At 69.8% G+C, this 11,921-nt stretch carries 10 protein-coding genes; 7 read left to right on the top strand and 3 right to left on the bottom strand.

Annotated features, from left to right (window positions below):
* Positions 1–34 precede the first annotated feature (34 nt).
* From OV090_RS24690 to OV090_RS24680, 3 genes are all read left to right on the top strand, one after another.
* Positions 35–478 carry a helix-turn-helix transcriptional regulator gene (locus tag OV090_RS24690; RefSeq protein ID WP_346660400.1) on the top strand — a complete coding sequence of 148 codons (444 nt, stop codon included), beginning with the start codon at positions 35–37 and terminating at the stop codon, positions 476–478.
* A gap of 1 nt (position 479) precedes the next feature.
* The gene (locus OV090_RS24685; RefSeq protein WP_346660375.1) at positions 480–923 is read left to right on the top strand and encodes a VOC family protein; all 444 of its coding nucleotides are present in this window, start codon (positions 480–482) and stop codon (positions 921–923) included.
* Between the two features lie 123 nt (positions 924–1,046).
* Positions 1,047–3,437, top strand: coding sequence for an excinuclease ABC subunit UvrA (locus OV090_RS24680; protein ID WP_267706862.1), 2,391 nt, complete (start codon positions 1,047–1,049; stop codon positions 3,435–3,437).
* Positions 3,438–3,628: 191 nt separating this feature from the next.
* On the opposite strand, the gene OV090_RS24675 is transcribed toward OV090_RS24680, so the two are convergent.
* Positions 3,629–3,958: a hypothetical protein gene (locus OV090_RS24675; protein WP_267706860.1), complete on the bottom strand. Its 330-nt coding sequence runs from the start codon at positions 3,956–3,958 to the stop codon at positions 3,629–3,631.
* A 1,064-nt stretch (positions 3,959–5,022) separates the two neighbouring features.
* Here OV090_RS24675 and OV090_RS24670 point away from each other — a divergent pair.
* The 3 genes from OV090_RS24670 (at position 5,023) to OV090_RS24660 (ending at position 8,159) form a co-directional block, all read left to right on the top strand.
* On the top strand, positions 5,023–6,015 hold the full coding sequence (locus tag OV090_RS24670) for a hypothetical protein (protein WP_267706858.1): 993 nt from the start codon (positions 5,023–5,025) through the stop codon (positions 6,013–6,015).
* 297 nt (positions 6,016–6,312) lie between these two features.
* Positions 6,313–7,230: an AraC family transcriptional regulator gene (locus OV090_RS24665; protein WP_267706856.1), complete on the top strand. Its 918-nt coding sequence runs from the start codon at positions 6,313–6,315 to the stop codon at positions 7,228–7,230.
* The gene (locus OV090_RS24660) at positions 7,227–8,159 is read left to right on the top strand and encodes an aldo/keto reductase (protein ID WP_267706854.1); all 933 of its coding nucleotides are present in this window, start codon (positions 7,227–7,229) and stop codon (positions 8,157–8,159) included. The genes OV090_RS24665 and OV090_RS24660 overlap by 4 nt, the downstream gene beginning before the upstream one ends.
* Positions 8,160–8,181: 22 nt before the next feature.
* On the opposite strand, the gene OV090_RS24655 is transcribed toward OV090_RS24660, so the two are convergent.
* Entirely contained in the window at positions 8,182–8,769 is a 588-nt protein-coding gene (locus OV090_RS24655; RefSeq protein WP_267706852.1) for a hypothetical protein, read from the bottom strand.
* A gap of 719 nt (positions 8,770–9,488) precedes the next feature.
* Complete coding sequence (locus tag OV090_RS24650; RefSeq protein ID WP_267706851.1) at positions 9,489–10,310, bottom strand: TetR/AcrR family transcriptional regulator C-terminal ligand-binding domain-containing protein; 822 nt, start codon at positions 10,308–10,310, stop codon at positions 9,489–9,491.
* A 228-nt stretch (positions 10,311–10,538) separates the two neighbouring features.
* On the opposite strand from OV090_RS24650, the gene OV090_RS24645 reads away from it, so the two are divergent.
* Positions 10,539–11,876, top strand: coding sequence for a cytochrome P450 (locus OV090_RS24645; protein WP_267706850.1), 1,338 nt, complete (start codon positions 10,539–10,541; stop codon positions 11,874–11,876).
* The last annotated feature ends 45 nt before the right edge of the window (positions 11,877–11,921 follow it).

The following is an 11,921-nucleotide window of genomic DNA, read 5'->3' as shown; positions in this document are numbered from 1 at the left end:
GACAACTCCGATGCGACGTGGCATTTTCGCGCAGGTGACCAGCAGACCCGCCGCAGCGCCGAATCTGCAGGAGCTCGTGAAGCTGCGCCGCGTCCGCGACCGCATGGACCGCGAGTACGCGAAGCCGCTGGACGTCGAGGCGCTGGCCCGCGGCGTCAACATGTCGGCCGGGCACCTCAGCCGTCAGTTCAAGCTCGCCTACGGCGAGTCGCCCTACTCCTACTTGATGACGCGGCGCATCGAGCGCGCGATGGCCCTGCTGCGTCGCGGCGACCTCAGCGTCACCGAGGTCTGCTTCGAGGTCGGTTGCTCCTCGCTGGGCACCTTCAGCACGCGCTTCACCGAGCTCGTCGGCGTCCCGCCCAGCGTCTACCGCCGCGAGGCGGCGCAGGCCACGGAGGGCATGCCGTCCTGCCTGGCGAAGCAAGTCACGCGACCGGTCAGGAATCGAGAAGCGCCGGCCGCGAGCCGCACCTAGCATGACGGCCATGGACATCACCATTCACGCCAGCTTCCTCCCGCACACCGATCCGGCCGCTTCCCTGGCCTTCTACCGCGACCTCCTCGGCTTCGAGGTCCGCAAGGACGTCGGCTACAACGGGCTGCGCTGGATCACCGTCGGCCCTCCCGGTCAGTCCGCCACCTCGATCGTCCTGCACCCGCCGGCCGCCGACCCCGGCGTCACCGAAGACGAGCGCCGCACCATCACCGAGATGATGGCCAAGGGCACCTACGCCAGCCTCCTGCTGGCCACCCCCGACCTCGACGGCGTGTTCGCGCGGCTGCAGGCCAGCACCGCGGAGATCGTGCAGGAGCCGACCGATCAGCCCTACGGCGTGCGCGACTGCGCCGTCCGCGATCCCGCGGGCAACATGATCCGCATCCAGGAGCAGGGTCGGGCCCCCCGGCGCACGCCGTCGTGACCGCCCTGGGCGCCGCTCCGTAGACTGCGGACCGTCGCCGAAGACGGACCGCTCAAACGCCGACAGATCGAGCCAGGGGCGCCGGCGGAGCGACGGCGGGCCCGCCCAACCGAGGGAGACACGATGAGCAAGGCCACCAGGACGGACACGCAGTCGCCTGCGCTGCACGCCGCCGACAACCACGATCGGATCCGCGTGCAGGGCGCGCGCGTCAACAACCTCAAGGACGTCAGCCTCGAGATCCCGAAGCGTCGCCTGACCGTGTTCACCGGCGTGTCCGGCTCGGGCAAGAGCTCGCTCGTGTTCGGCACGATCGCCGCCGAGTCGCAGCGGCTGATCAACGAGACCTACAGCGCCTTCGTCCAGGGCTTCATGCCGTCGATGGCGCGGCCCGAGGTCGACGTGCTCGACGGCCTGACGACCGCGATCATCGTCGACCAGGAGCGCATGGGCGCCGACCCGCGGTCCACCGTCGGCACCGCCACCGACGCCAACGCGATGCTGCGGATCCTCTTCAGCCGGCTGGGCAAGCCGCACATCGGCTCGGCGCAGGCGTTCTCGTTCAACGTCGCCTCGATCTCGGGCGCCGGCGCCGTCACCGTCGAGCGCGGCGGCACCACCACCAAAGAGAAGCGCAGCTTCAGCATCACCGGCGGCATGTGCCCGCGCTGCGAGGGCCGGGGCAACGTCAACGACTTCGACCTGTCCGCGCTGTACGACGACAGCAAGTCGCTCAACGAGGGCGCGGTCACGATCCCCGGCTACAGCATGGAGGGCTGGTACGGCCGCATCTTCCGCGGCTGCGGCTTCTTCGACGCGGACAAGCCGATCCGCAAGTTCTCCAAGAAAGAGCTCAACGACCTGCTCTACAAGGAGCCGACCAAGATCAAGGTCGACGGCATCAACCTGACCTACGCGGGGCTGATCCCGACGATCCAGAAGTCGTTCCTGTCGAAGGACGTCGACGGCATGCAGCCGCACATCCGCGCCTTCGTCGAGCGGGTGGTCACCTTCTCGGTCTGCCCCGACTGCAACGGCACCCGCCTCAGCGAGGCGGCCCGGTCGTCGAAGATCGAGGGCATCAACATCGCCGACGCCTGCGCGATGCAGATCAGCGACCTCGCCGAGTGGGTGCGCGGCCTCGACGAGCCGTCGGTCGCGCCGCTGCTGGGCAAGCTGCAGCACACCCTCGACTCGTTCGTGGCGATCGGCCTCGGCTACCTCAGCCTCTCGCGCCCGTCGGGCACGCTGTCGGGCGGCGAGGCGCAGCGCACCAAGATGATCCGCCACCTCGGCTCGTCGCTCACCGACGTCACCTACGTCTTCGACGAGCCGACGATCGGCCTGCACCCGCACGACATCCAGCGGATGAACAACTTGTTGCTGCAGCTGCGCGACAAGGGCAACACGGTGCTCGTCGTCGAGCACAAGCCGGAGGCGATCGCGATCGCCGACCACGTCGTCGACCTCGGCCCCGGCGCCGGCACTGCGGGCGGCACGATCTGCTTCGAAGGCACCATCGAGGGCCTGCGCAAGAGCGGCACCCTCACCGGCCGCCACCTCGACGACCGGGCCGCGCTCAAGAAGAAGGTGCGCAAGCCGACCGGCAAGCTGAAGATCCGCGGCGCCAAGGCCCACAACCTGAAGAACGTCGACGTCGACATCCCGCTCGGCGTCCTCGTCGTCGTCACCGGCGTCGCCGGCTCGGGCAAGAGCTCGCTCGTGCACGGCTCGCTCCCCGCAGGCGCGGGCGTGGTGGCGGTCGATCAGGGGGCGATCCGCGGCTCGCGGCGCAGCAACCCTGCCACCTACACCGACCTGCTCGAGCCGATCCGCAAGGCCTTCGCCAAGGCCAACGGCGTCAAGCCGGCCCTGTTCAGCGCCAACTCCGAGGGCGCCTGCCCGGCCTGCAACGGCGCCGGGGTCATCTACACCGACCTGGCGATGATGGCCGGCGTCGCCACCCCCTGCGAGGAGTGCGAGGGCAAGCGGTTCCAGGCCTCGGTGCTCGAGTACCGCTTCGGCGGCCGCGACATCAGCGAGGTGCTGGCGATGTCGGTGGCCGAGGCCAAGGCCTTCTTCGGCGCCGGCAAGGCGCGCACCCCGGCCGCGCACGCGATCCTCGAGCGCCTCGCCGACGTCGGCCTCGGCTACCTCAGCCTCGGCCAGCCGCTCACCACGCTGTCCGGCGGCGAGCGCCAGCGGCTCAAGCTGGCCACGCACATGGCCGACGAGGGCGGCATCTACGTCCTCGACGAGCCGACCACCGGCCTCCACCTCGCCGACGTCGAGCAGCTGCTCGCCCTGCTCGACCGCCTCGTCGAGTCCGGCAAGTCGGTCATCGTCATCGAGCACCACCAGGCAGTGATGGCCCACGCCGACTGGATCATCGACCTCGGCCCCGGCGCCGGCCACGAAGGCGGCCGGGTCGTCTTCGAGGGCCCCCCCGCCGACCTCGTCGCCGCCCGCTCCACCCTCACCGGCAAACACCTCGCGGACTACGTCGGCGCCTGACCGCAGCCGCGAGGGCGCTCGGTCAGCTTCACCTGACATGAATCGATGATTCGCTTCGAGGGTCCCCGCGGCGCCGACCCTTCGCGAACTGCGCGAGGCCTCGGCCGCATCGTCGCCGCCAGCGAAACGGACGAGTCACGCGCGATCGTCGAGAACGTCGAGTTCGTCCCCTCCGCGGCGAGCGGCGAACATCATCGCCGCCGCGCGGGCGCTCGCGGGTCGACGCGCTCGATGGTGTCGGGGCCGTCCCAGATGTCGGCGTCGGAATTGTCCTGCGCGGGGACCGGCGGGACGACCGAGGTCGTCCGTCCGTGACGGACCTGCGCCTCGGAGGCTTCGGCGTCGCCGGCCGGGGCAGGCGCAGGGGGCACTGAGGCCGCGCTCGCATCGCTCGCGGCCGCCGAATCGGCAGGCGTCCGCGCGGAGGGTCGCGTGGCCGCCGGACCCGCGCAGGCGACGAGGTTCGCCAGCAGCGTGACGGCGAAGGGCAGGCGGTGCGAGGGCCGGCGCGGCATCACCACGACAGTGCCATCGGAGCCGGCGTCCGGCAACGCGCGGCTGCGCGATCGCTCGTGACGGGGTGGTGCGTTTTTCGACCGTAGCTCGCTTCCCGTATCGGGGCGTCGCCCGTATCGAACGTCCGCGGCGCCGCTGTCGCGCGCCGCCCGATCCCTCGCTCGCTCTCGCTGCCTTGACGGCTTTCGGGCCGGCGCCGACCGTAGGTGTGAATGGCAATGCCCGGGCCAGCACTCCGGGTGCGGGTGGGCGTCGGCGAAGCGGGCACAGAGGGGGACCGAATGTACAAACCATTGATGAAGGTGCAACCGAACTCGAAGCCGGCACGACGGCCCGTGGAGGAGCGGGTGGTGGGAAGGCCCAGACCCGGGTGGAAGAGCTTCAACGAGTTGTTCAGTGAGTTCGACCCGGCGGTCACCCTCCGGCCCGACCACGCCCGGGCGCTGGCGGCGAGTCTCGTGGATGCCATGCAGCTCGAGGACGCCCGCGCCAAGGGCGCCGATGTGGCCAGGTCGCTGGCGATCCTCGGTGAGCTGCCGCTGATGCATCGCGTGCTCGGCGAGTTGGAAACGGCTTTCACCATCCGTAACGCGGTGGGCGGTCCTCCGGAGTCTCCGACGGACGAAATGTCGCTCCTCCGCGGCGCCGAGCAGATGGCGCGTGAGGGCCAACATCGGTCCGCGCAGCGGATGCTCAAGCTCGCGTTCATGCGCGCACAGGTCAACCTGCAGGCCTTCTCACGACAGCGGTCGCAGCGGGTCGAGGGAGGAACGCAGCCGCCGGCGGAGGGGGCGACGCAGGAGTTCAACGGAACGCGGCCGGAGGACGTCATGCGCGCCATTGTCTCGATGTATCGACGACTCGAGCGCGAAGCGCGAGCTGAAGGCCAACTCGAGCGGGCGGCTCAGATGGCCCGGCAGTCCGCGCTGCTTCTCACCGACCTCCCCAAGATCGCCGAAGACATCCCCAATCTGGCAGAACCCGGCCGGACCGCACGGGTGATCACGGCCGAATTGCAGCAGTCCGTCAACGAGCGGGGACAGGTCGGATACATGATCTCCGGCAGCGGATGCATCGGCTCGACCATCGGGTCCGGGTCTGGGAGGCGCTCTATCCCGCGCTGGCGGAGGAGGGTTCGGACCCGCTGCAGGCCCTGCTGGGGCTCATGGAGCAGGGGCTGCGCGTGTTCACCAAGCACTCCGAGTTCAACATTCGCGACTTCGGAATCAACTACCTCGATTCGGAGATGCCGCGAGACTATATCGGTCGAGTCGTCCAGGACTGCGGAGTCTATGCGCTCAACGTCGCCTACGAGCTCTCGCGGGTGATCCGGCGCGCCAAGCTGCGGGTCGAGATGCGCCTCGTCACGGCCATCGATCACGCGATGCTGGTGATCCACGATATCGAGAGAAAGCAGTTCTACGTGTTGAGCAATGACGTCGTGGAGGGGCCGTTCCCGTTCCAGGACGGCGAACCGCGGACCCGCGCGACTGCTCCTGCGCGCGAGTTCATGCGCAGCTACGCGAAAATCACCGGCACGAGGTTCGGATTCGGAAGGTTCCTCGAAGTCCCGCTCGCGGACCCGACCCTGGGCAAGAATCGCGAGGACGCGAGCTTCAAGGACTCGATGTGGGAGCGGTACGAGCTGGCCGCGGATTGGGGCTTCGTACGGACTCCGGGCGTGCCAGAGCCCGAGAAGGAGTACAGCGCGGACATCCGGGACTTCGACCTCGCCTCGAAGATCCTGTATGCCGAGTTGATGGCGATTGCGAGCCGGAGCGGCGCCCTGGACCCGCAGCAAGAGGAGCGGTTGGTCGAGCTCGGACGCTTCGCCCTGGGGCTGGCGCTGCGCAATCAAGCTCGTCCGGTCGCCGGCGGTTCGCGTCGTACTGTCGCCCGCCAAAAAGCCGTCGGCGCGAGGCTCCACTTTGTGTCCTCGCGCCCCGAGGAAGGGCACCCGCTGTCGATGCTGGCCAAAGTGCTCGCGTCCAGCGCCAATCCGTCTCCCGCGGCGACCGAGTTCTTGCGCCGGATCCGTGGTACTCCTTTCGCAGGCCGTTGAAGCCGCGCACCACGGGAGGCAGACGCTCCCTCCGCCGAGCCGAACGTCCGGTGCCTCGCGAGACTTTCGTAGACCCCGCGCTGACGGTTCTCCGGGATCCGGCCGAGGTCGTAGCCCTCGGCCTCGGAGAGCGCCCCGTCCTCGAGCTGCTGCTGCAGATCGCCCTTCTCGAGGGGGAAGAGAAAGCCGCCGAGCGTCGCGAACGCGATAGGGCGAGGCGGCGCACCGCACCAGCATAACAAGTTCACGCCAACATCGCCCAAGTCGACGGCCCGCGCCGTCGGCTACCATGACTCCATGGGACATGGCTCAGCCCAGGCTCTCGGACGGACCGCGCGCGGGCGCTCGCGGGAGGACGGCCCGCGCATCGAGCACTGGCGCCCCGAGGGCATCGACGGGCTCCGGATGTACCGCGTCGAGGACGTCGCGAGCCCGCTGTCCGTATACTCCGACCAATACGGCGTCATGGTGATTTTGCAGGGCGCCTTCGAAGGCTGGTATCGAGGCGTGGTGCGCACCGTCGCGGCCGGCGGCCTCAAGCTCAAGGAGCCCGGCGAGGTCTACCGTGACGTGCGCATCCACGCTCCCGTCACGCTTCAGGGCGCAGGCTTCGCCTCCGACCTGGTGGAGGAGGCCGCGCGCACCCTCGGCATCCCGCGCCCGGTGCACTTCGTGAATCTCGAGCCTGGCCGCGCCCCGCGGGCTATTGCGCTCGCCACCGCCATGCACGAGGCGCTCGCCGAACGCGGCCCCGCCACGCACGAGCTGCAGGCGCTGGTGACCGAGACGCTCACCGAAGTGCTCGCCACCTGCACCGAGCGAGGCGAGCTGCCCGTGCGCGACAAGGCCCCGCGGGCGGTCCGCCGGGCCCGCGATTACTTGCGCGCCCACCTCTCCGAGCCCGTCACCCTCGACGCGCTCGCCGCCCACGCCGGCGCCGACAAGTTCCACCTCATCCGGGCCTTCCGCGCCGAGATCGGCATGCCGCCGTACGAGTACCTGACGCGCCTGCGCGTGGCCAAAGCCGCCGAATTGCTCGCCGCCGGCATGACCGGCGCCCAGGTCGCCCACACCGTCGGCCTCTTCGACGAGAGCCAGCTCCACCGCCATTTTCGCCGGATCTTCGGCGTCACGCCCGGCAGGTTCGCGCGCTCCATGCAGCGCCAACATCGTCCAAGTTACGCCCGCGCCGCCCGGCTAGCTTGCCCGCCATGAGCGTCGACCTCTCGCACGAGCACCACGACTTCGCCGCCTCCCCGGCCACCATTCGCCTCGGCGATCTCACCGTCACGCGCCTCGGCTACGGCGCCATGCGCTTGCCCGGCAAGGACGTCTGGGGCGAGCCCGACGATCCCGCCCACGCGCGTGCAGTCCTGCGGCGGGCGATCGAGCTGGGCATCGACTTCATCGACACCGCCTGGTTCTACGGCCCGCACGTGGCAAACCAGCTCATCGCCGAGGCGCTGCATCCGTATCCGAAGGATCTCGTCATCGCCACCAAGCTCGGCGGCAAGCGCCTGCCCGACAAGTCGTGGGCCGCGTTCGCGCGGCCCGAGGAGCTGCGGCAGGGCTGCGAGGAGGACCTGCGCACCCTGCGGCTGGAGCGCTGCGACGTCACGCACCTCCGCTACATGCCCGGCTCCGGCGTGCCCTTCCGCGAGTCCCTCGACGCGATGATCGAGCTGCAGAAGGAGGGCAAGATCCGCCACCTCGCGCTCAGCAACGTCGGCACCGCGGAGCTCCTGGACGCGCTCGCCCGGACGCCGATCGTGGCGGTGCAGAACCTCTACAACACTGCGGGCGGGCGCGGGCCGCTGGCCCGGGCCACGCACGCCGAGGTGGATTCGCCCGACGCGGTGCTCGCCACCTGCGAGGCCCGCGGCATCGCCTACCTGCCCTTCTTCCCGCTGGCGAGCGGCAACCTCGGCGAGTCGCAACCTGTCCGCGACGAGGTCGCGCAGCGGCACGGCGCGACGCCGGCCCAGCTCGCGCTCGCCTGGCTGCTCGCGCGCTCGCCCGTGATGCTCCCGATCCCCGGCACCGGCTCCCTCGCGCACCTCGAGGAGAACTGGGCGGCGCGAACGATCGCGCTGACGCGGGACGAGGTGGAGGCGATCGCCCGCGAGGCGCAGGCGGCCGGTTGAGCCGGATCGGCGAGGCCCGCGATCATCGGGGCGCGCCCGCGGCGATCCAGTCGTACACCAGCTGGGCCTCGGCCTCCTCGAGGCCCATCGTCCCCAGCGGCATCTTCGCCGCGCACATGTCACCGGCGTCGAGCGCGGCCGGTCGGACGCGGCGCCAAAGCACGCTCTCCTCCGGCGCGCCGGGGACCACCCGCACGCTCAGGTCGCACGAGGCCTCCGTCGCTGCGCTCCCGACCAGATTGGCGTACGCGACGGCCTCGTCCGACATGACGAGTTCGGTCTGTGTCCCGCCGTGGCAATAATTGGAGAGGCACCCGCGCTGCATGAAGACCGACTCGTAGACCTCGGCGAAAGACGGCGCCGCCGCCCCGGTCTCCGTGGTCTCGCTCGCAGTGGTCGACGTCGGCGCTCCGGTCCCCGTCGTCCCCTCGCTCGACCCGTCGGTCCCCGTCGTGCCATCGCTCGCGCCCGGCCCGCTGGCATCACCAGTCGAGGAGCTCGGGCCCGTCGACGCCTCGGTCTCGTTCACCGTCGAACTCTCGGTCGTGGTGCTGGAGGGCTCTGGACTGCCGCAGGCGAGCAGCCCCGCGACTGCGACTGCGTGAGACACACGAAGACGAACACGCTCGAAATACATGGGTAGGCTCCGTCCGATCATCGTAGAGACCCCCCAGCCTGCCGACTATCGGCATTTCTTTCACGGCGCTGTATCGCCCGGCTTCACAATGCCCACTTGCCGGCACCGGCCCTTCGTCGGCCGGCTTCGTCGACCGGTCCACCGGAGCTCGAACAGGAGCGCCATCTCGGCGCCCTCGCCAGTCCCGCCGCGTGTTAGGGCGGCCGTGAGCGTGCCTCGCGCGCCTGTCGTACCGACCTCGAGGTGATGCTCGTCGACCGGAGAGAACTCGCTAAACGCCGGCGAGCCGCTCAGTCGCGCGGCGCGAGCGTATCCGGCGAAGGGAAGATCCACTGATTCGACGGATCGGCCGTGTCGAGCAATTGGACCAGGACTTCGAGCACTTCCAGCTGCGCCTCCGCGCTGTTCGACTATACTTTGGCACGACGAATTCATACTACGAGGCTGTGAGCGGGGCCATCGAGTGGTTGAAGGAATATATGTATGAGCTCGCCGACAATGGTCAAACCGGTGCCATCACAACTTGAGCTCCGAAGTCGATGCGGCGAGCGCCTACCAGGCCCTCTACGGTGTCGGCTCGGGCGCGTGGTTCGTGTGCCTCGGCAGCGAAAGCGGCAGGCCGAGCCCTCCGCAATCCGTACTCGATGATCGGATGCTGTCTCGGTTGTCTCACCGCCCCTCGCGGCCATGCGCTAGCCCTCCGCGAGCCGCTGCTCGATCGCCGCCAGAGTGAACCCCTGCGCGAGCAGCTTGCGGATCTTCTTCGCCCGCGCGAGCGCCTCCGGGCTCCAGCGGGCCGGCCGTCCGCGGCGGCTCTCGAGCGGCGGCGGCAGCAGCCCGCGGTCGATGTAGCGATAGAGCGTGGCGCGGCCGCAGTCGAGCGCTGCCAGCAGCTTCTCCACGGTGATGTCCGCCGAATCGGCCGCGCGCTGAGACATGTGAGACACCATCAGGTCGACCAGCCGGCGCAGGAACGCCTCGTCGATCGGCGTCTGTTCGAAGAAGAGCCACCAGTTGAGCGCCGCGCCGAGCACCTCGAACAGCAGCGCCGGGTCGGCCCCTGCGCCGATCTCCCCGCGCGCTCGCGCGGCCGTGAGCACCGCGCGGGGCACCGGCTCGAACGCCTCGCGCAGCGATCGCACGATCGCCAGCAGCTCCGCGTCCTCGCCCTCGGCGACGAAGATCCGGAACAGCCCGCGGTACTCGGGGCGGGCGGCCAGCGCGGCGTTGCGGCGCACGTACGCCAGCAGATCGGCGCGCAGCGAGCCCGTGCGGGGGGACGTGAACACCTCGCTGGTGATCGACAGCAGCGCCTCGCGCAGCAGCGCCTGCTTGGTCGGCCAGCGGCGGTACACCGTCGTCTTGTTGACCCCTGCTCGCGCCGCGACCTCTTCGATCCGCAGCCCGTGGTAGCCCGCGCGCCCGGCCTCGCTCAGCGCGGCCGCGAGCACCTTGCGGACCACCGCCTCGCCCCGCGCCTCCGACCCTCGCCGCCCCTGGCCCTTCGTGCTCATCCCGGCTCGTGTGCGAGCGTACCGCGGCCGGCGGCCGTTTCGCAACATCTTGTTGCGATCTACAGAGCCATATGCCAGGCTGCGCCGGCAACCAACCGTCGCGCTCGAACGCTGTCCCATGGCCCTGCCGCGGCCAGGAGCTCCGAACCACATGCATCGTCGCGCCCCGCCGAAGGCCGAAGCAGTCCATTCTCTCCTCCAGCTCGCCCGGGTCCCGCGGAGTTGACGATGCAGACGCCCGGACCTGGATTTTTGAAGTTCCTCCACGGAGTGCGCACGCGCGGCCTCCTCGACTTCGTCGGCAAGCAGTGGCGCGAGCACGGCGACGTGTTTCAGGTGCGGATCGGTCGGCGCAGGTTGCTGTTCGCCATGCACCCTGACGCGGTCGAGCACGTCAGCGTCTCGCACCGGCAGAACTACGACAAGCGCGACAGCTACGACTCGGTGCGCAAGTACCTGATCGGCGACGGCCTCGTCACCAGCAGCGGCGAGCTGTGGCGACGCCAGCGCAAGCTGATGGCGCCGTTCTTCACGCCGAAGGGCGTGCAGACCTACGCGAACCTGTTCATCCGCGACGGGGCGCGCCTCGTCGCGCGCTGGGACGAGCTGGCGGCCCGGAGCGCCGAGGTGGAGATCGCCGAGGAGATGACCTACATCACCGCCTCGATCATCCTCAAGGCGATGTTCAGCACCGAGACGATGGAGTCGATCCATCAGATGAAGGACGCGGTCGGGACGATGATCGCGTTCGCCGACACCGCGATGACGGGCTTCTACCTGCCGCTGTGGGTGCCGACGACGAAGAACCGCGATTATCTCGCCGCGCGCGAGACGGTGCATCGATCGATCGCCGCGGTCATCGCCCAGCGGCGCGCCAGCGACGAGTCGACCTGGCCCGACGACCTGCTGTCGCGCCTGATGAAGACGCGCGACGAGGAGACCGGCCAGCCGATGTCCGAGGCCCTGCTGCGCGACGAGTCGATCACGACCTTCTTCGCCGGCCACGAGACCACCGCGCGCACCATGACCTTCGCCTGGTACGCCCTGGCCAGCAATCCTGCGGTCACCGAGCGCCTGCACGAGGAGCTCGACCGCGTGCTCGGCGGGCGCCCGCCCACCGCCGACGACCTGCGGCAGCTCCCCTACGCCCTGCAGATCGTCAAGGAGGTGCTGCGCCTCTACCCGGCCGCCCCGTTCTACGTGCGCGACGCCGTCGCCGCCGACAAGCTCGCCGGCTTCGACGTCCCCGCCGGCACCGCGGTGATGCTGTCGCCGTACTACACGCACCGGCACCCGCAGTTCTGGGACGACCCCGAGAGGTTCGATCCCGACCGCTGGACCCGCGAGCGCGAGGCGGCCCGCCACGGCCACGCCTATCACCCGTTCGCCGCCGGCCCGCGGATCTGCATCGGCAACAACTTCTCCCTGCTCGAGAGCCACGTGCTCCTGGTCATGCTCGCGCAGCGCTTCACGCCGAAGCTGCGCCCCGGCTATGAGCCGCAGTGGGTCATGCAGGGCACTCTGGGCCTCGCCAACGGCCTGCCGATGACGATCGTCGCGCGCTGACGTCATCGCATCTTCGTCAGTCGCGGCGCGCGAGCGGCTATCCTC

This window comes from Nannocystis sp. RBIL2 (assembly GCF_026626745.1).
Taxonomy (GTDB): Bacteria; Myxococcota_A; Polyangia; order Nannocystales; family Nannocystaceae; genus Nannocystis.
The sequence above is the reverse complement of the archived record's forward strand: the minus strand, read 5'-3'. Positions and strand labels throughout refer to the sequence as shown.